The following is a 25,248-nucleotide window of genomic DNA, read 5'->3' as shown; positions in this document are numbered from 1 at the left end:
AGAATCCCCCTCTATAATTTGTGATATTTTTCATTTTTAAACAAATAATGGGTATTACGTGTGTCAAAAATTAAAGCAGCGTGTTGATCAATCAATCTATAATCAATAGCTGTATGATTCGTTAAAATGACTACACCATCCGCTTTTTGAATTAATTCTTTTGTAAGTAAAACTGTGTTAAACATGTCATTACCAACTGTAAATGTTCTAATAAATGGATCAATAACTTTTAGACCACACTGCTTTTTCTTTAATTTATCAATGACATGTAATGCTGGTGATTCCCGAAAGTCATTAATATTTGGCTTATAGGAAACTCCAATCACTACAATTTCTGCCTCATCTATCTCTTTTCCATGTGCATTTAAATAATTTTCTAATCTTTCAACTACAAAGCTTGGCATAGAATCATTAATTTTATCTGCCGTCTCAATTAATGTTGCTGAAACACCATGCTGCTGACCAGCCCATAATAAATATTTAGGGTCTACTGGTATACAATGACCCCCTACTCCAGGACCAGGTGTAAATGGCATAAAACCATAAGGCTTTGTCGAGGCAGCTTCAATAACTTCCCATACATCGATATTCATTTTATGGCAAACCTGACTTAATTCATTGACAAGGGCAATATTAATTTGTCGAAACGTATTTTCTAGTAACTTTTCCATTTCAGCAATCTTTGGACCTGTTACAGAAAACACATTTGTATTGATCACTGTTTCATAAAAAAGCTTGGACACTTCTAAACAACTTGCTGATATTCCGCCAACTACTTTAGGCGTATTCGAAACAGAAAAATTTAAATTTCCAGGGTCTACACGTTCAGGAGAATATGCTAAAAATATATCTTGTCCAATAACAAAGTTACCTTTTTCTAGGATTGGTTGAACTACTTCTTCTGTTGTTCCAGGGTAAGTTGTACTTTCAAGAATAATTAAAGTATTCGAGGACATGTTCTGTTCGATTGCATTAGCTGCATCAATAATATACGAGATATTAGGTGTTCCATCTGAAGTCGTAGGCGTCGGTACACAAATAATAATGATATCTGCATGTATAAGTTTAGAAAAATCACTTGTTGGCTCAAATTTCTCTTCGTTAACCGCTTTCTTGATGATTGCATTAGACATATTAGCAATATAGCTATCACCACTTTTTAATTTAGAAATTTTCCCATTATCTTTATCGAACCCAATTACTCCAAAACCTTTATTGACGATTTCCAAGGCTAGTGGAAGCCCTACATAACCAAGTCCAACAACTCCAATTGTGGCACTTCTTGTTTTGATTTTTTTTGATAAAGCTAATATAGGTGACTCAATTTTTGTTCCCATAAGCAATTACTCCCTGTCTAAGTTATTTTAAATTCAAAGACTACTTCTACAATTGCTAATTTTTTTACGCTTCATTTTTTGTATATGATTTCTCCTCATTTCCACAGCCACCCCCAGTAAATTAATACCAAAATTTGAAATATTCACTTCTTACATGCATATAGTACTAAATTAAACTAAACATTTTCTAAACAAATTCCATACAAAAAGAAAAAATAACTATCTTATCGTATTTTTTTCTAACTAAATTTTTTAATCAATTCTTTAGTACTATATTTTTTAAATAATCCTCTGCAAAAACATAGAATTTTATTAAATTTCAGCAATCATAAACTGTAATTATTTGTAACAAAAAAAATAAACTATTCTTTTTAAAACTATTTAATTAACTATTAAATCCATGAGAAACGCTTTATTATCACAACTTGAAAAGTAGCACTCTTTCATTAATTTTTAAGAGAACTCCAACATCTTAGTAATTAACATCCAAAGTAAAAAAAAAAATCGCCGTAGTAGGCGATTTTTTTTGCTTAGGTAATTCTATCCGTCAGATTGGCTGTTCTTTCCGTCACTTCGGCTGTTCTTTCCGTCGCTTTGATGATTCTTTCTGTCACTTTAGCTTTTCTTTCCGTCGCTTTGATGATTCTTTCCATCGCTTTGATTTCCAATCGTTACTTTGGCTCTTCTTTCCGTCGCTTTGGCTGTTCAATCCACGACTTCAGCGGTTATATCCACCACTTGGCCTCTGTTTTATCCGTCGCTCTAATTCGCTTCTTTGTTAAAACGATCGACAATCATAGATAATGCTCCATCCCCAGTTACATTTGTAGCAGTACCAAAGCTATCTTGTGCTAAGTACAGTGCTATCATTAGTGCAACCATTGTTTCATCGAAGCCGAGCATTGTTTGTAGTAAACCAATTGCTGCCATAACTCCTCCTCCAGGGACACCTGGTGCAGCAACCATCGTAATACCTAGCATAAAAATAAAGCCTATATATTGTGCAAAGCCTATATCCATACCGTTCATCATCAAAACGCCTAAAGAGCATGTCACAATTGTGATCGTACTACCCGATAAATGAATTGTGGCAAACAGTGGGATAGTAAAATTCGTAACTTTTTCTGAAGCTCCTGTTTTTTGCGCTTGTCGCAATGTAACGGGAATAGCTGCCGCTGAGGATTGTGTACCCAAAGCTGTAAAATATGCAGGTAGCATAGTTCGAAGCAATTTGAGTGGATTTTTCTTATTTAATATTCCCGCAGTTGTATACTGTATTAGCAATATTACCCAATGCATCACGATTATCAATGCGAAAACAATTGCAAAAACAGATAAGATTTTTGCTACTTGACCACCAAATGTCATATTCAAGAAGATACCGAAAATATGGAATGGTAAAAGTGGAATAATAACAAATGAAATTAATTTTTCTATGATAACGTTAAACTCTTCAAAACCGCGTTTCATAACATCACTTTGAATGGCAGTCATACCAATCCCTACGATAAATGCGAAAATTAATGCTGCCATGACATCCATTATTGGAGGCATTTCAATTTTAAAGAATGCCTGTGCTAAAAACTCCTCAGGGTTTTTCATGTTTTCCATATCACCATTTGAAATGAAATTAGGTAGCACATTGCGCGCTACAAAAAATGCGAGTATACCTGCAATGATTGTTGAGAAATAAGCAAAAAATGTTGCTAAACCTAATAATTTTCCGGAGCCTTTCCCAAGCTGAGCAATGCCCGGAGCAATAAATGCAATAATAATAAGTGGTACAACAAATTTTAAAAAATTACCGAATACACCATTGAATGTTGCAAATATACGTACAAATGGCTCTGGCATAAAGTTTCCGAGTATTACCGCTAACAAAATCGCGACAATAATTTTTGCCAATAGACCAAATTTAAACTTCATTATATTGTCCTCCTTAAAAATACAACTGTCTTTCACGAATGTAATATTAGTAATTTAACATAAACGGTTGAGAGAATATACAGTTCGTTAAATAGGCGAAATTGCAAAACATTTCTTTATTTTCTAATAAAAATAAAAAACTTAGAATAGGCAAAAACTCGCCTATCCTAAGCTTCCATTTAAATTCTCTCAGCAAAAGTCTTCACCTCTATAGGTGATGCGATGAATGCGGATTTAAGCTACTTTACAACGGTTGTCCAAACACCAGCTGAAAGAAGTTAAAGCCTCCGGCGGATGTCACGGAATCGGAAAGGAGTTCTTAGGGGATATTAGCCTAAAACCATCGCATCCATGCGATAACGGCTAATTGACCTGCATCGGTGCTGTGTTGCTGACGCTTCGCTTTCGCACAGACAAAGAGACGTTACTGTCCGCTGCGTTAGCACTACGCTTTCGCGCAGAAAACATCTGCAGGCCTAAGCACAAAGCCGATTCCGGACGCAATTATGCTGAGGCATAACTGATTAATCTTTAAATAATTTTTGTAAAATATAATATGATTGTTTTAAACGCTCTTCATACTTTGGAGTTTGCCATTTTTCCCAAGAGTAAGCTGAGAGAGCAGGTAAGACCTGATCCTTTTTCTCTGGTAAAGATTTCACAACCTTGCCATCCTTATCTACAAAGACAGCACCAATATAAATATTATCGACTTTAGTCGAAGCTTCCTTCCCATCCTTATATAGATCCCCCATAAACTCACGCTGGCTTGGATCTTTTGCTTGGATTAGTAGCCAAGGAATTCGTAGCTCGATAACATTATCATCCGTCCACGTATAGTCTACTAACGAATTGTAATCTTTGGCTTTTGGATTGGCATTGCCCTGAAGCAGCTTTCCTGTTTCATAAGAACTAAAATCGGTCGTAATTTTTTGTTCTGGTAAGTATAGCTGTTTATTTAATACATAATAAATCGGTGCAAACTTACCACTATTTTTGGTGATAGTTGCCATACGAGGCGGAATCATATTTAAATTATGACCGTAAAAATAATCATAGAAATCATAGTATTGATCTATGACCACTCGTGAGTCGCCACTTTTATTTAATTCCACTATAAAATCAACGCCATTTGAGAACGTCATATCTTTTATTGATGTCGCCGAAGTATTCCCTTGATTTGGTACTACATCAAGTAAAATACGTGGTGAGGCTTTGTCTAGTACATCACTTTTTATTTTGAAATACAAATATCTTTCATCATAATCGACTGCAAAATCTGTGGCATCTGAAGGTGAGGTATTATACAGTTGTGTACCTTTCCACTCTTTTGTATCGCCGTCTACTTTTACTTTAAATCTATCAAAGCTTAGTACGCCAAACTGCTGTTCATTTGTTTGTGCATTGGACCAAAACGGTCGACGATTCGGGTCATCATAATCCATCGTATTCCACGTTCGTTTAAACCACTCGTCCTGCCATGTAAAGATAAGACCTCCCAGCAAGCCTTCATGCATAATATCTTCATATAAATGTTGAAGTGTTTCACCCTGCTGCTGTTCTGACATATGCCCCTGATTCCAGCCATAAACATTTTCATGTGTCATACCACGTGCCGCAGGAATTCCAAATTCTGCAATAAGAACAGGCATACGATGAGCCTGATGTAAATCTTTTAAATAACCAGCATAACTATTTTTATTGCCCCGGAAATCTTTATAATTTAAATATTTTTGGTCGAAGTTAAAGAAGTCAGGGTAATATGGATACACATGATAAGAAGCAAATTGTCCTGGAGCCTGCATTTCACCCTTCGTATAGATGACATTTGGATTGACCCCTACTAAATCTTCATCCTTAGAAGGTTCAGATGGATGGTCTAGTAAATCGGTCGTTACCCAGTTTGTGAAGCTCATTGGACGGATCCAATTATAATTATCCTTCTCATAAGTAGTAATAAGATCCATTTGCTCCGCTAACCAATGCTCGAATGGTGCAGCATTTTTCGTTTCAAAATACTTCCCATTGTATTCGCCTATATGAGCGTGTTTTTCGTTCGTACCGACAACCATTTGCGGATACCATTCAATTCCAAGCACCCAGCCGATAACATATTTTGAAACGTCAACATCATATAATCCTGAAGCATGTCCTGCTACTGGTTTCACATAAGTATTACCGTGAATAACATCTACCATGCGTTTCATTTCACTTTGGAAATCCTTTAAGGTAGTTTCATCGTAGGCATCAAGCGAATCAGACAAGCCTTCCTCATTAATCCATACACCATGCAATACATACAATGGTTTATCTGGGTTTTCCTCATTGTATTTGGCAAGTGCCCGATAAAAACCTGGTGGGTGTAATGTATAGACACGAATCGTATTGGCATTCATCTCAGCAATTTGACGGAACCATCGATAGTACTCTTCTTCCGAAATAGCGGCTTCACCAGGGAATGCTCCCGGTTTACCCATACCAATATTAACGCCCTTAAATACTAGTGGCTCCCACTTTCCATCACGTAAGACTTCAAATGATTCACCTTTTATACGTGCATTATAATTTTGTTTTTCATGATTAACGTTTTCATGAGCCTTTTTTTGCTCAAACGTTTCAAAAATTTTATTCATGACTGGTATATAAATCGACCAGTAAAATGAACTATCTGAATACTTCTCAGCGTATTTATAGATGGTCGGTAATCCTTTTATTTTATAAAGGTTCGGAACACGTGAAATATCGTTGAAATCTCCAGCAAAGTAATAGCTTGTAGTATAACGTTTATCCTGTGAAACGATAGCCGCAAATTGCTGAGGAATATCGTTGTCCTTTAATAGTTTTTCCCCATCTTTTGTTAAGTCCCATTTATAATTAGCAAGGGCGTCCTCTGCATATTTAGGTGTGATAATATCAAACCAATAGCCATATTCAGCACTAGCTGAAGTATTAAAGAATTTTTTCCCTTCTTCAGTAAATTGCACCTGAATACCTTCTGTTTTTACATGCTTGTCCAGTTCTAGCACAATAAGCTTTTCTGTAATTTCATTAAATAGTAGAAAGCCACCGCCCTTATATGGCCATTTATCACCATGTTCATCAATGACCCATTGTGGAATTTCTGAGTTTTTATGATAATCAAGCTCATCAAAATAACGCCCAATCCATCCAGACCATGAAATCCCTAAATAATCCTGTAGCTCTTTTCTAACTGCCTCTGATGTTGGTGACGCAAATGTATTGTATTCAGCTATCAGCATACTTTTCTTATTACTTGCTAAACGACCTACTATAGACTGCCATTCATCCATTTCCAAGCCACCAACAATTTTTTCAGAGCGTTTACCTAGACGCTTTTTTTCATTTAAATCATCCTTATAAACACCATACGTATCTGCCAAGTAAATAACATCATAATTACTGTAGTCAGTCGGAAACTTTTTTTCCGTTACTCTTTTTGTTGTATCATTCGGAATCGTTCCATAGTAATTTTTTTGTACATCATATGGTTGATGATCAATTGTATATTTATAATGGTTTAAAAACCAGTTCACACCTAAATGCTCTCGATATGTTTCATTCGGAACCGTTTTATCTAGGATCGCGACGTTCAGTGGTTTTTCATCGCTCAAATACCACCATGCTATAGGTGTAATAATGAGAATTAGAATAGCTATGACCCCTATATATATTCGCTTCATACACTTTTCTCCTTTTCAGCGATGCCGACACGCTTCATATTGCCCCAATCGCTTTTTCTTAGCACAAACCGAAGTAATCCTTCACAGCGCCATAAAAGAGTGAGTGGTCGATACCAAAAAATTTCAGTAAATGCTAAAAGTATCATTCGTAATAACTCTCTTTTTCTCGGATAAGTATTCATGGCCCATGCCTCGAATAATATAGATGCTACTGAGAAAATAACTCCATAAATAACGAAGAGCAGCAACAGTATTACGGCTGCTTCATAATAGATTTTCCCTAAGAAAAATGCTACAACGATATAAATATAGCCACCTAACTCAACAATAGGACCTAGACATTCTACAAGCCAAAAATAAGGAAATGCAATAAACCCTATCGATCCATATTTTGGATTAAACGTCATCGTTTTATGCTTCCAAAGGCTTTCAAATAATCCTTGATGCCAACGTCTACGTTGATTTCGCAATACCCCTAATGTTTGAGGCGCTTCCGTCCAGCACACAGGATCTGGTACAAATTCAATACGTTTCTTTTCTTTTTTCTTTCTTATCAAACGGTGAATATTCACGACAAGCTCCATGTCTTCCCCAATAATATTCGTTGAATAACCGCCCGCTTCCACAGCCCATTCCTTCGAAAAGACACTAAATGCTCCGGAAATAATAAGCACAAGATTGAATTTACTTAAAGCGATTCGTCCCATTAAGAAAGCTCGCAAATATTCAATTATTTGCATAATTACTAAGTAATTATTAGGTAAGTGCGTTTCAGTAACGGAACCAAGCTGCATTTTTGCTCCATTGGCAATGCGAATATTTCCTCCTGCCGCAATCACTTCACCATCAGATAAAATAATTGGTTTCATCACACGAAGCAATGATTTTTCATCTAAAATTGAATCACCATCAATAGAGCAAAAATAAGGATATTGCGAAACATTAATACCTACATTTAATGCATCCGCCTTACCACCATTTTCTTTATCCACTAAAATACAATTCTTATAGATTTCTGATTCATAAATTTGTTTAACTTCTTTTGTCGGGATATTTGTACGAACAATTTTATCAACGGGCTTCATTCGGAAATGCTCGATGACAGTTTGCAGTGTAGTGTCAGTAGAACCATCGTTAATAATGATAATTTCTGTTTGTGGATATCGTAAATTCAGCAATGAATAGACTGTATCTACAACTCCAACCTCTTCGTTGTAAGCAGGGACTAGTAAGGATACTGGTTTTGAGTAGAAGGCATCTATATGTGCATCATCATACTCTGAGGGATCTAATTTATAACGTTTTCGCAAATCTAGCATGGCAATTACAAACATTGCGCAATATGAAACAATAACGAATAACATATAAAACATAATAATGCCGCCAAAGAACCACATACAATAATCTAAAATTAATTTCATTTGATCCCCTGCCTTCTGACTACTGTTTCCTGTGCCATTTCAATTGCATATTGGTCGTTTGAAGACTCCATAAATTGCTGTAATTTTTCAATTCCTTCTCTGTTTTCCGCAATTGTTTTTGCTGCCTGTGAGCGTACCCACCAATTTTCATCTTCAAGAAGCTGTTCTAAAAAAACATAGGTATAGTCTAGTGGCACATGCTTAAAGATTTTTGCAATCATTAATCTTACTTCCCACATATCCGATGTCACAAATGGAACATAAGGATCGATTTCATCAATTACACCAATTTCGTAAAGACCCTTTAATGCTCTTATTGTTATTTCCGATACCTCATGTGTTAATAGCTGTTTTAATTTATCAATATATTGCATATTTCTTTTTACTGCTGCAGTATCAATTGCAGCAAATTGAATATTTTCCGTCCAGCTATCAAAGTCTTCAAATAATCGAATAAATACGTCATCCTCTAACAGTACAAATAATCTTCTATATTCGCTTTCAGAATAGTTAACGCTCGATTCTTTAATTTTTTCGATAAACATTTCCGGTTGGAAGAGAGAGTATATTTTTAACAACTGAAAATATTCTTCCTCCGAAATTTTGGTTTTTTCGAATTGTTGACAAGTATCTACTAACTCATCTATTTGTAAATCAGCAATACGATATAAAGCATTCATCCTAATGCTCCAACGTTTACTTGCTAAATCCTTTTCATAAAATTTTTTTAAATAGAGATTAGAAAACTCTTTGATTTTATGTTCTACTTTGTCATTCATTATATTTTTCAAATAAGATGAAAAGATTATTTCTATAGCAGCTACTTGAGCTCTTTCGCGAGGTACAAGCACCATAGAGAAAATTTCATCATTGATTAAATAGTTGTACCAATGCTGTGAATAGTTTTGTAAATAAGTATCACGCATTTCAGCAAAGCGAACCTCCCGCTGATGCTGAAAAAGTAGATATATCGTAAATAAAAATAAAATTACTAATAAAACAACGACGGTCGTTAAAAGAAAAGAAATCGATAGCTCGATCATAACCAAAACCTCGCAAACGTTCTCCTTATTTTTGCTTCTAACAAACGTAAATTAAATGGTTTTACGATAAATTCATCGACTCCACCTTCATAAGCATTAAGTGTTGCCCCTTCTGAGTTTCTTTCTGACATCATATAAATGATGAACTTTTTCTCATTCGGCATTTCTCGCAAAATGTGCAAAATTTCTAAGCCATTTTTACGTGGTAAAATATCATTCATGATAACTAAATGCATATGGCCTGTTTTATAGCTATCGGACTGTAAAAAACTATAGCCATCTTCATAGGTAGCAACGTCTAAAGTAAAATGAGGAATGTCCAAGTGATTGATCGTTGTTTCTAGCACTTTTCTAAAGATTGGGTTTTGTTCAATAATGCTTACTTTTACTTGCTCCATAGGTTGTACACTATAATCTGTAACCTGTTCTATTGACCAAGTCGGCTGTTCGCCATCTGCTAATTTTTGCTTATTCTTTTTTAACAGCGTTTCAAAGTCAACGCTATTATTTCTTATTTCAGTAATAGATGCTTTTAATGTAATTTGCTGATATTCCCTTTCTTGCTTTAGAATTGCAAAAATCCGTTTTAAAAACGCCTTTACCTCTACTTCACTACTTTGTAGAAAAAATATTCCCCAATGTACGCCATCTGCTAATTGGAAAAGTAAATCCGTTTTTCGTATTTTTGATTTTAGAAAAGCTGAAATTTGATGATTCACTTGATTACGTTCTATATCAGTTTCTTGTGAGGAATTAGCTAACTTAAAAAAGACTGCCGTCATTGTTAAACGCGAGCGAATAACGCTCTCACGCAAAATTTCAAAATAACCCTTCACATCATGCTCCTGCATGATGTCTTCTGCAATGATTAATTTATTCATTATTGTTCACTCCAGTTGATGTAAGAAGTATTTCATTCTCCTTCATTATTTTTCTAACATTCTCTTGATTTATAAACACAACAACTATAGTAATAAAGATGGCTTAACAATTTCTATACAAAATTTATGGTAAATCGACCACTTTAAAATATTATTATATTTTTGCTGTAAACTACAGAATAATAACTTTTCTGATAAAAAAATGTATTTTTCTGAAAAAAGACGTTTTAGAGGAAGAAAAAAAGGGAATGTAAGCTTTCATACTTACATTCCCTTTTTGATAAATTATAATTATTTAACTGGTACAACCGAACCTTTCCATTCTTCAATAATGAAGTCTTGGATTTCTTTAGATTTTAATACTTCTACTAATTTTTTAATTTCTGGTTTTGTTTCATCACCAGCACGTACAGCGATAATGTTTACATATGGAGATTCTTTATCTTCAAGAGAAATTGCATCTTTCAATGGATTTAAGCCGTTATCGATTGCAAAGTTCGAGTTGATCAGAACCGCATCACCTTCATTATTTTCGTACATTTGTACAAGCATTTCAGGCGCTGTATTTGCATCGAATTTGAAGTTTTTAGGGTTTTCTGCGATATCTTTTATTTCTGCTGCTGTTTTATCAACACCATCTTTTAATTTAATTAAGCCTTTAGCTTCTAATAGTGATAACATACGACCGTGGTCTGAAACTGAGCTAGAAAGTAAAATTGTTGCACCCTCTGGTAGATCCTCAAGAGATTTATATTTTTTAGAGTAAATCCCGATTGGTTCAATGTGAATAGCACCAGCATTTACAAAGTCATAGCCATTTTCTTTCATGCTAAGTTCTAAGAAAGGTAGATGTTGGAAATAGTTTGCATCAAGTTCGCCAGATTCTAAATCTTTGTTTGGTAATACATAGTCTTGATATGTTTCAATTTTAAGATCGATACCTTCTTTAGCTAAAATTGGTTTTGCTTTTTCCAGAATAACCGCATGAGGTGTATTTGAAGCACCTACTGTTAACGTTGCTTTTTCTTTACTATCACTAGATGATGATCCTGAGCTTGTATCTTCTTTTTTACCAGCACCACAAGCGGCTAAAGCTAGTACTAATACTGATAAAAATAATCCTGCTAATAACTTCTTCATTTTATTACTCTCCCTTTTTCTTATTTAAATATGTTAGCGGTATAAAACCGAAATAACCTCTTAGATGTAGCGAGATGTTCTTTTTAACGTTTATCTGTTTTGATCGTAATCATGTCGCCAATCCATTGGATAATAAATACAACTATTAAGATTAATATAGTCGCCATTAAAGTTACATCTGTGCGATTACGTTGGAAACCATCTAAGAATGCTAAGTTTCCTAGACCACCTGCACCGATAATACCTGCCATCGCAGTATAACCAACAAGTGCTACAGCCGTTACAGTAATACCCGAAATAAGCGCTGGTAACGATTCTGGAATTAATACTTTCCAAATAATCGTTGATGTTTTGGCACCCATCGAACGAGCTGCTTCAATAACACCTTTATCGATTTCACGTAAGGCGATTAATACCATTCGTGCATAGAATGGTGCAGCTCCAATTATTAGTGCTGGTAAAGCCGCATCTGCGCCACGAATTGTGCCGAGTAAAAACTTCGTAAATGGAATTAATAAGATAATCAAAACGATAAATGGAATCGAACGGAAAATGTTAACGATTGAGCCCGTTAAAAAGTTCACAAGTTTATTGGCCCATAATTGGTTGGGACTTGATAAAAATAATAAGATTCCAATTACTAATCCAAGTATAAATGTGATAACCGTAGAAACTGTTGTCATGTACAATGTTTCATACGTAGCGTCCCACAATTTTTCCCAGTCGACATTCGGAAAAAGACTAGTTAGCATTTGCAATCACCTCCGTTTGTACTTCGACTGTATTTAAGTAGCTAAGTGCAGCAGCAACATTGGACTCTGAGCCCTCAATTTGCACAATAAGTGTACCGTACGCGCCATTTTTCGTTTGCGAAATATTCCCATGTACAATACTTACTTCTACATCAAACTGTTTCACAAGATGTGAAATGACAGGCTGCTCCGTTTTTTCACCTACAAAAATTAGCTTAACAAGTTGTCCATTAGGGTAATTTGCTTTAATTTGTGCCACAGTATCCTGTGTTTCCTTCGTATCTGTAATTTGAGAAACGAATTTTTTCGTAATGGCAGCTTGTGGAGCTTGGAATACTTGTAATACTTCACCACGTTCTACAATTTCTCCAGCTTCCATAACCGCTACACGATGACAAATTTTGCGAATAACGTGCATTTCATGTGTGATTAACACAATCGTTAAACCTAATCGTTCGTTAATATCGACAAGGAGATCAAGGATAGCATCTGTTGTCTCCGGATCGAGTGCGGATGTTGCCTCATCACATAACAATACCTCTGGATTATTAGCAAGTGCACGAGCGATACCTACACGTTGCTTTTGTCCACCTGATAATTGTGATGGATATGCTTTAGCGCGCCCTTCTAGGCCAACTAAAGTTATTAATTCTTTCACACGTGCTTCACGTTTTGCTTTTGGAACACCTGCAATTTCTAGTGGGAAAGCGATGTTTTCTTCAACAGTTCTAGACCAAAGTAAGTTGAAATGTTGGAAAATCATACTGACCTTTTGTCTAGCATCTCTGAGCTTTTGCCCCTTTATGGATGAAAATTCTTGATTGTTAACCGTCACCGTACCGGATGTAGGCTTTTCCAAGCCGTTTAACAAGCGAATCATTGTACTTTTACCAGCGCCACTATAGCCGATAATGCCGAAAATTTCACCTTTATTAATAGAAAGGTTGACGTCTTTGACAGCTATTAATTCGCCATTCGCGGTTTTGTATTTCTTCGTAATATTTTGAAGATTGATCATAGCGAATTCTCCTTTTCTTATATCAATTATGCCTCGGCATAATTGCGTCCGGAATCGGCTTTGTGCTTAGGCCTGCAGATGTTTTCTGCGCGAATGCGTAGTGCTAACGCAGCGGACAGTAACGTCTATTTGTCTGTGCGAAAGCGAAGCGTCAGCAACACAGCACCAATGCAGGTCAATTAGCCGTTATCGCATGGATGCGATGGTTTTAGGCTAATATCCCCTAAGCACTCCTTTCCGATTCCGTGACATCTGCCGGAGGCTTTAGGCCAACATGACGTTGGTCACTCAGTCGTTGCCACAGGATGTGGCGTTCTTAGACTGAGTTCTTCTATTTCAGCGGGTGTTGAAAGAAGTTAAAAAAACCCCTTCACTTATAGACAAGTAGAAGGGGTCACGTATCTTATACGCTAAACCGTTCTCTCATCTGTCAAAGATAAATCTTTGGGTGATTTGGCACCTTTTCACTTTGTGATGGTTGCCGGGCTTCATAGGGCACTTCCCTCCGCCGCTCTTTATAAGAGTTCGATATATTTATTGTTTTTTTAATATATTTGTTACTTTACCACGCTATTAATATTCAGTCAATTAATTTTTTAACAATTCGTATAAATATGGTACGGATTGAAAGGCATAAACCTTTTCTGTCACTTCTCCGTCTTCACATACGAGTAAACATGGTACACTTTCGATTTTATGAGCATAAGCTATTTGCTCTATAAAATTAATATTCGCTTTACCGACCTGTAGCTGTGGCAGCAATTGCTCAACAATCGTCATCATTTTCGATGCAACTGCACACGTTCCACACATTGGCGTATATAAATAAAAGGCAGCCTTTTCACCTGATTGGACAACTGCGTCCCACTGCTCTTTTGACCATTCTTCCATCATTTTTCACGCAACCTTACAAAATATATTCATTATGGATTGAGAAGTGTGCACGAAGTAATATCGCTGCTAACACCTTTCTCGGAGTTGTCTCAACTTCCTTATATGTTGGCATCGTACGTAAATGCTCTGCCTCTGGATAATGTCTGTCCATTAATGCTCGTAGTTTATCACCCGATGTATCTGCATCAAAAAACGTAAAAAGCTCACATCCCTCGTATGGATCAAGCAACTCTTCTAATTGATGCACACCGATTGTACCATTCGTACAAAGTATTTTAACATCTTCATTTAAAATAGGTTCAATTTGAAGCTTATCCGATCGGCCTTCGACAATTAAGCATTTTCCCTCGACCATCACGCCACCCCCATTTAGACATATCCCTTATAACTCATTATATCAATAAACCTTGTTGTTGATACAGTTAGACACCTATTGATAAAGGAATATACTTGCTTTCACCACACTTACTGTAATGACAGGATGAATGAAGATAATAAAAAACGTCGGTAGTTTCCGACGTTTTTCTAATTCAGGCTTGTCTTATTCTGCAATCATTTCTTCGTATTGCTCAGCTGTCATTAGCTTTTCAATCTCTGATGCATCAGCTGGCTCTACAACGATCATCCATGCTTTTTCATATGGTGATTCATTAACGAATTCTGGGCTATCTTCTAAATCTGCATTTACTTCAACTACTGTACCTGAGATTGGTGCGTATAATTCAGAAACTGTTTTTACAGATTCTACGCTACCGAATGGATCATCAGTTTTGATTTCGTCGCCAACTTGTGGAAGCTCAACGAAAACGATATCTCCAAGTTCAGATTGTGCGAAATGAGAAATACCGATACGTACTTTACCATCTTCTACTTTTACCCATTCGTGCTCTTCAGAGTAACGTAAGTCTTTAGGTGTGCTCATGCAAAAAACCCCTCCATAAATATGTAATATATTCATTTTCAGTGTGCCATACTTCTTCCATAAAAACAAGCAAGAATCAATTATGCCACAGCATAATTGTGTCCGGAATGCTTTGTGCTTAGGCCTGCACGATGCAGGTCAATTAGCCGTTATCGCATGGATGCGATGGTTTTAGGCTAATCCCCCCTAAGAACTCTTTTCCGATTCTATGACATCCGCCGGAGGCTTTAGGCCAACATGATGTTGGTCACTCAGCCGTTGCCACAGGACGTGGCGCTCTTAGACTGAGTTCTTCTATTTCAACGGATGTTTGGAAAGTAATTTATAACCGTATTCATCTCACCAACTATAGAGGTGAGAGACTTCTACTGAAAGAAGTTAAAAGCGTTATTTCCAAGCTTGCTCAAAATCTGATTCTTTAAACCCTAAAGTAACTTTTTTTCCATCGGTTACAATCGGACGTTTAATCAACATACCATCTGAAGCAAGCAGTTCAAGTTGCTCCTCTTCAGTCATTTCAGCAAGTTTATCCTTTAAGCCAAGCTCGCGATATTTCATACCAGAAGTATTAAAAAATTTCTTTAACGGTTGTCCACTAGCTTGCCATAGTTTTGATAATTCGTCCTTTGTAGGCGGTTGTTCGACAATGTGTACCTCTTCGTATGAAACCCCATTGTCATTTAGCCATTTTTGAGCTTTTTTACAAGTAGTACATTTCGGATAATGAATAAATTGAATCGTCATTTATAGGCTCCTCTACTATCATTTTGAGGACACAATATTATCAGTGTCTACCTCATTTTCTGTAGTATACCATCATAACCGTTACGAACCAAAATGAAACTCTCTCTGGCATAGCGAGGGGTTGTTTTCCGTTTCGGCAGGGCAACTCATGATGCTATCAGCGGTTCTCGAAAATTTATCAGCGATTTTCATGATGTTATCAGCGATTCGCGACATTTTATCAGCGGTTTTCTTGATGTTATCAGCGATTCTCGGCTTTTTATCAGCGATTTTCTTGATGTTATCAGCGATTCTCGGCTTTTTATCAGCGGTTTTCTTGATGTTATCAGCGATTGGCATTTTGAATCGGTCCGCTTTCGCACAGACGAAACCCTTTTGCTATAAAACGACAGTCAGAGGATCACACACAGTTTTATGTATGAATCCTTATTTGGCTCTTTGGCAGGTAGATGTCGAAAAAATTCAGAAGTTGATGATAAAACGTAAAAGTTAATCGATAAAGCTCAAAAGTTGGATGACATTTTGTTAAACGTATGTCATGTGGATAAGTTGATTGGAGTGGAGGCTGGGCGTCTCCTTGGGGATCCGCAATAGAGGAACGAAGGATAAAACCATTACGTCCTGTGATAACGCCTTCGTGACCAGCATCGTGCTGGCCCGAGACCCTGGAGCGAGCAACGCGAGTGAAGCGGCTCATCGGACGCACCCAGGAAGCTCTACTCTGTGCGAAAGCGTAGCGACAGCAACAAATGTTTTATCTGTGCGAAAGCGAAGCGTCAGCAACAAATGTTTTCTGCGCGAAAGCGAAGCGTCAGCGATAAAAGCGCCCAGCCGGAACGGAAATCCCCCCGTTTCGCCGAAGAATTTTACTTTTATTCCCAACAAAAAAACCTAGCTATCTCATCTATGAGGATAGCTAGGTTAGTCTGCTATATTAAACTACATATTTTTCTGCTTCAATTAATTTAACAGAAGCTTCGCGTTTCTTCGCGATTAAGTTGTATGAGTTGTTGCGAGTTAACTTACGTAGTGCAGACAATGTCATGCGTGCAGCATCACCGTCTGCTGAGGCAAGAATCGTATCTTTTGCTTCTTTTTCAATTTCTGCAAATGCTTCTTGGCAGAAGATTTGAGTGTACAGTAATTTTTGATGAGCTTTTTCAGCACCGTCACGAGCAATCGCTTTTTCTGTACGTAATACAGCTGATTCCATAGCGAATAGTTGGTTTGCGATATTTGCAATATTCACCAATACTTCTTGCTCTTGATCAAGCTTCGCACCGTAGCGTTGTGCTGCTAAACCTGATGCTAATACAGCAATTTTCTTCGCATTTTTCACAAGATATTTTTCCTGTGCTAGCGGTTCTGTGCCTACATCTTCAGGCATTAGCATAAGAAGCTCTTGTTGTAAGTTTTGAGCGACTTGTAGTAATGGTAATTCACCTTTTATTGCTTTCTTCATGAATGTACCTGGTACAATCATGCGGTTAATTTCATTTGTACCTTCGAAAATACGATTAATACGAGAATCACGATAAATACGCTCTACTTCGTATTCAGCCATAAAGCCGTAACCACCGTGTAATTGAACCGCTTCATCTGCAATGTAATCTAAAGTCTCAGAACCAAATACTTTAGCAATAGAACATTCAATAGCATACTCAGCAATTGCACCAGCTATTACTTTCCCTTGCTTTTGCTCTTCTGGGCTTAGCTGACTTAAACGATCTTCAAATAAACCTACTGTACGATAATTTAATGACTCAGAAGCATATAATTGTGAAGCCATTGTTGATAATTTTTCTTTTGTTAGATTGAAATCAGACAGCTTCGTTTTAAATTGCTGACGTTGGTTTGTATATTGAATGGCAAGCTCTAATGCACGCTTCGAGCCACCAATTGTTCCAACCCCTAATTTATAACGACCGATATTTAAAATATTAAAGGCAATAACGTGTCCGCGTCCTACTTCACCTAAAAGGTTTTCTACAGGTACTTCTGCATCTTCAAGGATTAATGTACGTGTTGATGAAGATTTGATCCCCATTTTTTTCTCTTCTGCGCCAACTGAAACGCCATTGAAGGCACGTTCTACGATAAATGCCGTGAATTTATCGCCATCGATTTTTGCATAGACAACAAATACATCTGCAAAGCCTGCATTTGTAATCCATTGCTTTTCACCATTTAAAATATAATGTGTCCCTGCATCATTTAATTTTGCCGTCGTTTTTGCACCTAATGCATCAGAACCTGAACCTGGCTCAGTTAATGCGTAAGCAGCAATTAATTCACCTGACGCAAGCTTTGGTAAATACTTTTGTTTTTGCTCTTCATTTCCGAAAAGTACGATTGGTAAAGAACCAATACCTACGTGTGCACCATGCGTAATAGAGAAGCCACCAGCAACTGACATTTTTTCTGCGATTAATGCAGAAGAAACTTTGTCTAATCCTAGACCCTCATATTCTTCAGGTACATCTGCGCTTAGTAAGCCAAGCTCACCTGCACTTTTTAGTAGACGAACCGAATGCTCAAATTCATGGTGTTCTAAATTTTCTACGACTGGTAACACTTCATTTGCTACATACTCTTCAGTTGTTTTAGCAATCATTTTATGCTCATCTGTGAAATCTTCTGGTGTAAATACACGATCTAATTCCACATCTTCAATAATAAATCCGCCGCCTTTAATGAAATCCGTTGTTTTTTCTGTCATTCTAAATTCCTCCCTATATATCTATTTTTAATAGTATTTATCCCCAATATATAGACAAGCTTGAAGCACTGTGTTCGGAGGCAACCGGAAACGCTGCACCCCAAGCTGATCTAGCAAAATTTATAGAATTTCAAATACTCCTGCAGCACCCATTCCGCCGCCAATACACATTGTCACAACACCATATTTCTTACCTTGTCGCTTCAATTCATGGATAAGCTTTAATGTTAAAATAGCTCCAGTTGCACCAAGTGGGTGACCTAAGGCAATTGCTCCACCATTGACATTTACTTTGTTCTGGTCGATGCCTAAATGACGTACAACTTGTAAGGATTGTGACGCAAATGCTTCGTTAATTTCCCATAAATCAATGTCATCAATTGCTAGCCCTGCAATTTCAAGTGCTTTAGGTACAGCCACGATTGGTCCAATACCCATCACTTCCGGAGGTACACCACCAACTGCAAAGCCTAAAAATTTCGCCATTGGTGTAAGCCCTTGCTTTTCTGCTTCCTCACGATCCATTACAAGTACTGCTGCTGCACCGTCCGAAGTTTGAGAAGCATTACCAGCTGTAACACTGCCCTTAACATGGAAGGCTGGACGAAGCTTCGCTAAACCTTCTACAGATGTACCTGGACGTACACCTTCATCCATGCTAAACGTGAATTTTTTCACCTGTGGTTTGTTGTTATCGTCTACATAATGCTGCTCCACTTCGATTGGTACGATTTCATCATTGAATTTACCTTCTTTAATCGCTTTTTCTGCAAGCTCATGTGAACGAACAGCAAATGCATCCTGATCTTCTCTACTTACATTGTATTGACGTGCTACCTCCTCAGCTGTGTGCCCCATCCCCATATAATATTGTGGAGCAGTTTCTGCTAAAGCTGGATTTAAGCGAGGTGTATTTCCTACCATTGGCACCATACTCATCGACTCAACTCCACCAGCAAGAATCGCCTTAGAATGTCCTAGCATTATACGCTCTGCTGCAAATGCAATTGCTTGTAAACCTGATGAACAGAATCTATTAATTGTCAGCGCTGGCGTAGTATCTGGTAATCCAGCAAGTGCTCCAATATTACGTGCTACGTTCATGCCTTGCTCAGCTTCAGGCATTGCACATCCTAAAATTAAATCATCAATCGGACCTTCATAGCCCGCTCTTTTTAATGTTTCTTTGACAACAACCGCTCCAAAATCATCTGGTCTAACTGTTGCTAAAGAACCCTTTTTTGCTTTTCCAATCGGAGTTCGTGCTCCTGCTACAATAACGGCTTCACGCATCGTATTAATCCCCCTTTGTTTCATGTGCAAGTATGTTCACAGTCTTGAAATTAGTTACGCAGTGGTTTTCCCTTTAAAAGCATGTGTTGCATTCTTTGTTGAGACAATGGATCTGCAACTAAGCTTAGGAACGCCTCACGCTCAAGGTTTAATAGGTACTGTTCATCTACTAATGTGCCATATGGAACTTTACCACCAGCAATGACATATGCTAATTTTTTAGCGATTTTTAAATCGTGTTCACTAATATAGCCTGATTCAAACATTCCTTGCGCACCGATTAGTAGCGTACCGTAGCCTGATGCACCGACTACAGGAACTTTCGTAGGTACAGGTGGTTGATAGCCTGCCTCATAAAGCGCTAATGCAGCTTGTTTTGCATCATATAGTTGGTGATCTGAGTTAACAGAAATCCCGTCAGCGAAGTTTAAGAAGTTATTTTCACGCGCTTCTTCACCAGATGTCGAAACTTTTGCCATCGCAACTGTTTCAAATACTTTATTAGCGATATGTTGATAGTCTACTTCAACGCCATTTGGTAACCCTTTGATGAACTTTTGGTAAAGTGCCTTATTACCGCCACCGCCAGGAATTAATCCTACGCCGACTTCTACTAAGCCCATATACGTTTCCATTGTTGCTTGAATATGTGCAGCCGGTAAACAAACCTCTGCGCCTCCGCCAAGTGTCATAGCAAAAGGTGCTGCCACTACAGGCTTACGAGAATATTTAATCTTTTGCATCGCATCTTGGAACGATTTTATAACGAAATCTAGCTCAAAAATATTATCATCCTGTGCTTCTACTAAAATCATTCCTAGATTCGCACCAACACAGAAGTTTTTCCCTTGGTTACCGATGACTAAGCCTTTATAATTAGCTTCTACTTCATCGACTGCAAAATTAATCATTTGAATAATGTCTAAGCCAATTGCATTTGATTGGGAATGGAATTCAAGTAATGCAATTCCGTCACCTAAATCTATTAAGCTAGCACCTGTATTTGATTTGATAACACCGTGCTTTTTCTTATAGCGTTTTAAGTTAATTTCTTTTTCATTAACTGGGACTTTTACGTATTCAGAGCCATTATAATACGCTAGGTCACCGTCAATTTCCGAATAGAAAGCGTCAAAGCCACTTGCTAACATATCTTTGACAAATGCCGGCACTTCACGACCCTCAGCCTCCATTTTAGCTACGGACTCTTTCACGCCAATTGCATCCCATATTTCAAATGGACCTTGCTGCCAGCCGAAGCCCCATTTCATAGCATTGTCAATCGCAACAATATCATCAGCAATTTCACCATGTAGCTGTGCAGAGTAAATTAGCGTTGGAGCGAAGATACCCCATAATAACTCTCCTGTACGATCCTTAGCATATGTTAGTACTTTCACTTTATTTGCTAATCCACGAGTTTGTTTTGCCATTTCGATAGAAGGCGTTTTTAATTTTTTCACTGGGCTATATTCCAATGTATTTGGATCAATTTCAAGGATCTCTTTACCTTGCTTTAAGAAGAAACCTTGACCTGATTTTGCTCCTAGCCAGCCGTTTGCAACCATTTTCTGTAAGAATTCTGGTACTGCAAATACTTGTTGCTCTTCACCAGTTGTTTGATCATAAACATTTTTCGCTACATGGATAAATGTATCTAAACCAACAACATCCAACGTTCGGAATGTTGCAGATTTTGGACGACCAATTAGTGGACCTGTGACAGAATCTACCTCACCAACTGAATAGCTACCCTTCATCATTTCTTGTAAAGTAATTAGTAAGCCGTACGTTCCGATGCGGTTGGCAATGAAGTTCGGTGTATCCTTAGCAAGTACGACACCTTTGCCCAACACATCTTCGCCAAATGTTTTCATAAAACTTACAACCTCTGGCGCTGTTGTGTTTGCCGGAATGACTTCAAGTAATTTTAAATAGCGCGGTGGGTTGAAAAAGTGTGTTCCAAGGAAATGCTTTTTAAAATCTTCTGAACGCCCTTCTGCCATTGCGTCAATACTTATGCCAGATGTGTTTGAGCTAATAATTGTTCCAGGCTTACGTACAGCATCAACTTTTTCATATAGGTTTTGTTTAATCGCTAAATTTTCAACGACAACTTCTATAATCCAATCTACATCTTTTAATTTCTCTAAATCGTCCTCAAAGTTACCAACCGTTAGTAGTGATAGATTTTTCTTAGAAGTAAGTGGTGCTGGCTTTTGCTTTAATAACTTTTGAAGAGATCCGTTAACGATACGATTTCTTACAGCAGGATGCTCTATGGAAAGACCTTTCGCTTCTTCCTCTTTTGTGAGTTCTTTCGGTGCAATGTCTAATAATAATGTTGGAATACCGATGTTTGCTAAATGTGCTGCAATTCCAGAGCCCATCACCCCAGAACCTAGAACAGCCGCTTTTTTAATGTTGTAAGTCACAAGCAATTCCCCCTTATTCTCCCATTGAATGAATAGCCATTCATTTTTTGGCCAAAAAAATATCAAGTTTGCCTTAGTGTATTTTCGTCCAGATTATTTTTAGGCGTAATCCGTGACATACGACTGAGGCTTATCTCCGTCCAGCTACCATTGTAGTCTTTGAGGTAAATATTTTCCGCTGAATGAAGATAAAACTACTTTTTCTGTTTTTAGTGTAGATTATTTTGTTTAATTTAGCAATCATTTTTCTCCAATTATTTTTGCAATATATAACTTTTTTTGTTTTTTACGAGCGAAAACAAGACAATAAGTAGATATCGATTATTCCAAACAGAAAACTTTCAGGTTGCGAGAAAAATGTGTAGAATGGAAAGCAAGGAGAGTGAAATACTAATGAAAACAATTACAACTGCTGAACAATTTAATGAACTGATCTCTGGTGATCAAAAAGTTCTAGTGAAATTTTACGCTGGATGGTGCCCAGATTGCACACGTATGAATATGTTCATCGATCCAATTATCGAAGAGTACAACCAATATGACTGGTATGAACTTAACCGCGATGAGCTTCCAGAAATTGCGGACAAATATGATGTAATGGGTATTCCAAGCCTACTAATTTTCCAAAACGGTGAAAAATTAGCACACTTACATAGTGCTAATGCTAAATCACCTCAGCAAGTTATAGAGTTCTTATCTGCTCAACAATAATTAACTAGGCTAAAATAGCAAAGTCAATGTAGAAGAGCTACTAATCTGTGGCGAAAGCGAAGCGTCAGCAACAGATGTTTTATGTGCGAAAGCGAAGCGTCAGCAACAGATGTTTTATGTGCGAAAGCGAAGCGTCAGCAACAGATGCTTTATGTGCGAAAGCGAAGCGTCAGCAACAAGTTACAGAATTCTTATCTACTCAACAATAATAAAAAGCGAGCTGCATTTCTTTTTGAAATGCAGCTCTTTTTAAAAAGGAGATTATGATGAGACAGCCATTGTCGCTACTTGGAAAATCACAATATGATGCATCCATTGCACCAAAATACCGTAATTCAGCTTGTGGTCCTACAACTATACATGTAGTCTTACACTATTTAGAAGATCAAGCTCCTTCAGTAAACGAGCTTTACAAACTTCTCGGTGGCACAAAGATCGGATTATTTAAATGGCGGCTAATTCGCAACCTTCGCCGGCTCCATCCGACATGGGATATTCGTGATTGTACGTTAAAGGAGGCTATGCAGGAAATCGATGCTGGTCGCCCTGTCGCCGTACGCTTTGACCGCTATTTCAGCTTAAATTGGTGCGATAAAAAATCTGCCTTCGCCTATCATTGGGTACCTCTTGTTGGCTATGAAATACGAAATGATGAGCTGTGGTTAATGTTCCATGATAATGGCGGCCCTAATCGTGAAAGTAAAATTCGAACGGCTCCTTTTAAAGATAATGAAAAAGTATTGAGCTTCGTGAAAATTACACCGAAATAAGTGAGAGCGTGCCTGCAATGTTAGACACGCTCTTTTTTCATCAATAATTCAAGGCTTATTTACTCTTCTCAATAATAACTTTTAGAACTTCTGCAAATACATCCATTGTTCTATACGTTTCTTCCAACGTATTATCTATACCTCCAACTTCTAATAATACTGAATTATCATGGAGTTCTTACTTCTTGGGTCAAATCCTCAGCATCATTTTGATTTCCCGTAAAACAAACAAGAAATCTATAAACGTCTAAGTAATACAAATTGTAGATTTCAACTATTCTTGATTCCATGTTATTTGAATCAATCAATCTTTCCCCTCCTTTTATTTATTTGCTTATTCGTTTGAGGTTAGGAAAAGGTTACAAATTTTTGTATAAAAAAATCTCATCACCATAAAGTGTGGTTGATTTCCGTTCCGGCTGGGCGCTTTCCTGGGGGCGTCCAGCCTCCACTCCAAACAACCTATGTACATGGCATGTTTTAACAAACACCTACCTCGACATTTGGTGATGAACCATAAAAAAGCAGAGCATATTTCTATACTCTGCGGTGTTTATCATGATGTTGTTTTTAAATAAGCGAATACAATGAACGTACCTGTTTGGCGATTAATGTGTAGCCTCGTTCTTCTATTTCTTTGAACGTTTGAGGCTCGTAATTAGGTAATACTAAGCTCGCTAATTCTGCCTCGATTGGTACGTTCGTTTGAATTGTTGCAAGCTCATGTGACAATTTTAGCATATCAAGATTCTCTTTAATTTTTGTGCGTTGACCAGGCTTTAATTCATCTAATGATGTAAGAACATTTTCGATAGAACCATATGTTTGAATTAACGTAAGTGCCTGCTTTGGTCCAATCCCCTTAACACCTGGGTAACCGTCACTCGTATCCCCCATAAAAGCTTTGACCTGTGCAAATTGAATCGGTTCGATGCCATATTCCTCTTGAAAGCGTGTATGTGTATAAACGTCATACTCTGTGTAGCCTTTTTTCGTAAAAGCAATTTCCGCGGATGGTCTTAAAAGCTGCAGTAAATCTTTGTCTCCGCTAATTACCGTAATGTCAGCCTCATCCTGAAATTTTGTAATCATTGAGCCAATTAAATCATCTGCTTCCATCCCTTTAACCCCGAAATTTTGCCAGCCAATTTGTTGCGATAAATTTTTTGCCATATCAAATTGTGGTAGCATTTCCTCTGGTGGTGATGGACGATTAGCCTTATAGCCATCAAATAATTCGTTACGGAATGTATGTGCACCCATATCCCAGCAAACAGCAAGATGGGTCGGCTTCATAATAGATTGTGCCGTTAATACATGGCGCACAAATCCTTGTGCTCCATTCGAAGGTGTTCCATCCGCAAGACGAATATAATGCCCCATAGCAGCAGACGCAAAAAATGAACGGAATAATAGCGCCATGCCATCCACAATTAAAAGTTTTGGTTTTGTTGTCATGATAAATAATCCTCTCTATAACAATACAATGATGTATTAATTCATAATATATTAAGCATTGTTCTATTATAGCAAACTATCAT

General features: G+C 37.3%; 23 protein-coding genes, 1 pseudogene and 1 riboswitch. Of the genes and pseudogenes, 3 read left to right on the top strand and 21 right to left on the bottom strand.

Going from position 1 to position 25,248, the window contains the following annotated elements; translation table 11 throughout:
• Window positions 1–11 precede the first annotated feature (11 nt).
• The 18 genes from ACFVT8_RS16705 to ACFVT8_RS16620 all read right to left on the bottom strand — a co-directional run bounded on the left by ACFVT8_RS16705 (window position 12) and on the right by ACFVT8_RS16620 (window position 22,226).
• Entirely contained in the window at window positions 12–1,337 is a 1,326-nt protein-coding gene (locus tag ACFVT8_RS16705; RefSeq protein WP_387083617.1) for a nucleotide sugar dehydrogenase, read from the bottom strand.
• A gap of 530 nt (window positions 1,338–1,867) precedes the next feature.
• Window positions 1,868–2,005, bottom strand: coding sequence for a hypothetical protein (locus tag ACFVT8_RS16700; RefSeq protein WP_387083616.1), 138 nt, complete (start codon window positions 2,003–2,005; stop codon window positions 1,868–1,870).
• Between the two features lie 94 nt (window positions 2,006–2,099).
• Complete coding sequence (locus ACFVT8_RS16695) at window positions 2,100–3,263, bottom strand: dicarboxylate/amino acid:cation symporter (RefSeq protein ID WP_387083615.1); 1,164 nt, start codon at window positions 3,261–3,263, stop codon at window positions 2,100–2,102.
• A 524-nt stretch (window positions 3,264–3,787) separates the two neighbouring features.
• Window positions 3,788–6,964 carry a hypothetical protein gene (locus ACFVT8_RS16690; RefSeq protein ID WP_387083614.1) on the bottom strand — a complete coding sequence of 1,059 codons (3,177 nt, stop codon included), beginning with the start codon at window positions 6,962–6,964 and terminating at the stop codon, window positions 3,788–3,790.
• Window positions 6,961–8,385 (bottom strand): glycosyltransferase family 2 protein, encoded by a 1,425-nt coding sequence (locus ACFVT8_RS16685; RefSeq protein ID WP_387083613.1) that lies wholly within the window; start codon window positions 8,383–8,385, stop codon window positions 6,961–6,963. The genes ACFVT8_RS16690 and ACFVT8_RS16685 overlap by 4 nt, the downstream gene beginning before the upstream one ends.
• Window positions 8,382–9,428 (bottom strand): HEAT repeat domain-containing protein, encoded by a 1,047-nt coding sequence (locus ACFVT8_RS16680; RefSeq protein WP_387083612.1) that lies wholly within the window; start codon window positions 9,426–9,428, stop codon window positions 8,382–8,384. Before ACFVT8_RS16680 ends, ACFVT8_RS16685 begins: the two co-directional genes overlap by 4 nt.
• A complete protein-coding gene (locus tag ACFVT8_RS16675; RefSeq protein ID WP_387083611.1) occupies window positions 9,425–10,309 on the bottom strand; it encodes a response regulator in 885 nt (294 codons plus the stop codon). Before ACFVT8_RS16675 ends, ACFVT8_RS16680 begins: the two co-directional genes overlap by 4 nt.
• Before the next feature lie 291 nt (window positions 10,310–10,600).
• A complete protein-coding gene (locus ACFVT8_RS16670; RefSeq protein WP_387083610.1) occupies window positions 10,601–11,449 on the bottom strand; it encodes a MetQ/NlpA family ABC transporter substrate-binding protein in 849 nt (282 codons plus the stop codon).
• A gap of 83 nt (window positions 11,450–11,532) precedes the next feature.
• Complete coding sequence (locus tag ACFVT8_RS16665; RefSeq protein WP_387083609.1) at window positions 11,533–12,201, bottom strand: methionine ABC transporter permease; 669 nt, start codon at window positions 12,199–12,201, stop codon at window positions 11,533–11,535.
• On the bottom strand, window positions 12,191–13,219 hold the full coding sequence (locus tag ACFVT8_RS16660; protein ID WP_387083608.1) for a methionine ABC transporter ATP-binding protein: 1,029 nt from the start codon (window positions 13,217–13,219) through the stop codon (window positions 12,191–12,193). Before ACFVT8_RS16660 ends, ACFVT8_RS16665 begins: the two co-directional genes overlap by 11 nt.
• 420 nt (window positions 13,220–13,639) lie before the next feature.
• Window positions 13,640–13,743, bottom strand: a riboswitch (SAM riboswitch).
• A 64-nt stretch (window positions 13,744–13,807) separates the two neighbouring features.
• On the bottom strand, window positions 13,808–14,110 hold the full coding sequence (locus ACFVT8_RS16655; RefSeq protein WP_387083712.1) for a thioredoxin family protein: 303 nt from the start codon (window positions 14,108–14,110) through the stop codon (window positions 13,808–13,810).
• 16 nt (window positions 14,111–14,126) lie between these two features.
• Window positions 14,127–14,468: a toprim domain-containing protein gene (locus ACFVT8_RS16650; protein WP_387083607.1), complete on the bottom strand. Its 342-nt coding sequence runs from the start codon at window positions 14,466–14,468 to the stop codon at window positions 14,127–14,129.
• A gap of 186 nt (window positions 14,469–14,654) precedes the next feature.
• A complete protein-coding gene (gene gcvH, locus ACFVT8_RS16645) occupies window positions 14,655–15,035 on the bottom strand; it encodes a glycine cleavage system protein GcvH (RefSeq protein WP_155589994.1) in 381 nt (126 codons plus the stop codon).
• A gap of 387 nt (window positions 15,036–15,422) precedes the next feature.
• Entirely contained in the window at window positions 15,423–15,779 is a 357-nt protein-coding gene (locus tag ACFVT8_RS16640; RefSeq protein ID WP_387083606.1) for an arsenate reductase family protein, read from the bottom strand.
• Window positions 15,780–15,860: 81 nt separating this feature from the next.
• Window positions 15,861–16,118, bottom strand: a complete 258-nt coding sequence (locus tag ACFVT8_RS16635) for a hypothetical protein (protein ID WP_387083605.1) — start codon at window positions 16,116–16,118, stop codon at window positions 15,861–15,863.
• 595 nt (window positions 16,119–16,713) lie between these two features.
• Window positions 16,714–18,498, bottom strand: coding sequence for an acyl-CoA dehydrogenase family protein (locus tag ACFVT8_RS16630; RefSeq protein ID WP_387083604.1), 1,785 nt, complete (start codon window positions 18,496–18,498; stop codon window positions 16,714–16,716).
• A gap of 120 nt (window positions 18,499–18,618) precedes the next feature.
• Window positions 18,619–19,791, bottom strand: coding sequence for an acetyl-CoA C-acetyltransferase (locus ACFVT8_RS16625; protein WP_387083603.1), 1,173 nt, complete (start codon window positions 19,789–19,791; stop codon window positions 18,619–18,621).
• A gap of 50 nt (window positions 19,792–19,841) precedes the next feature.
• A complete protein-coding gene (locus ACFVT8_RS16620; RefSeq protein WP_387083602.1) occupies window positions 19,842–22,226 on the bottom strand; it encodes a 3-hydroxyacyl-CoA dehydrogenase/enoyl-CoA hydratase family protein in 2,385 nt (794 codons plus the stop codon).
• 366 nt (window positions 22,227–22,592) lie between these two features.
• On the opposite strand from ACFVT8_RS16620, the gene ACFVT8_RS16615 reads away from it, so the two are divergent.
• From ACFVT8_RS16615 to ACFVT8_RS16605, 3 genes are read left to right on the top strand one after another with little or no spacing between them, the layout of a single operon-like run.
• Window positions 22,593–22,937 carry a thioredoxin family protein gene (locus ACFVT8_RS16615; protein ID WP_387083711.1) on the top strand — a complete coding sequence of 115 codons (345 nt, stop codon included), beginning with the start codon at window positions 22,593–22,595 and terminating at the stop codon, window positions 22,935–22,937.
• A 47-nt stretch (window positions 22,938–22,984) separates the two neighbouring features.
• On the top strand, window positions 22,985–23,146 hold the full coding sequence (locus tag ACFVT8_RS16610; protein WP_387083601.1) for a hypothetical protein: 162 nt from the start codon (window positions 22,985–22,987) through the stop codon (window positions 23,144–23,146).
• A gap of 57 nt (window positions 23,147–23,203) precedes the next feature.
• Window positions 23,204–23,707 (top strand): C39 family peptidase, encoded by a 504-nt coding sequence (locus ACFVT8_RS16605; protein ID WP_387083710.1) that lies wholly within the window; start codon window positions 23,204–23,206, stop codon window positions 23,705–23,707.
• Between the two features lie 55 nt (window positions 23,708–23,762).
• On the opposite strand, the gene ACFVT8_RS16600 is transcribed toward ACFVT8_RS16605, so the two are convergent.
• From ACFVT8_RS16600 to ACFVT8_RS16590, 3 genes and pseudogenes are all read right to left on the bottom strand, one after another.
• The gene (locus ACFVT8_RS16600) at window positions 23,763–23,846 is read right to left on the bottom strand and encodes a hypothetical protein (RefSeq protein WP_387083709.1); all 84 of its coding nucleotides are present in this window, start codon (window positions 23,844–23,846) and stop codon (window positions 23,763–23,765) included.
• A gap of 40 nt (window positions 23,847–23,886) precedes the next feature.
• A pseudogene (locus tag ACFVT8_RS16595) lies at window positions 23,887–23,997 on the bottom strand (RNA polymerase sigma factor); the annotation flags it as partial.
• A gap of 280 nt (window positions 23,998–24,277) precedes the next feature.
• On the bottom strand, window positions 24,278–25,165 hold the full coding sequence (locus tag ACFVT8_RS16590; RefSeq protein ID WP_387083600.1) for a 5'-3' exonuclease: 888 nt from the start codon (window positions 25,163–25,165) through the stop codon (window positions 24,278–24,280).
• Window positions 25,166–25,248: the final 83 nt, after the last annotated feature.

Origin of the sequence: Lysinibacillus sp. NPDC058147 (assembly GCF_042884205.1) — a bacterium.
Classification (GTDB): domain Bacteria; phylum Bacillota; class Bacilli; order Bacillales_A; family Planococcaceae; genus Lysinibacillus.
This window is presented reverse-complemented; position numbering and strand designations above follow the sequence as displayed.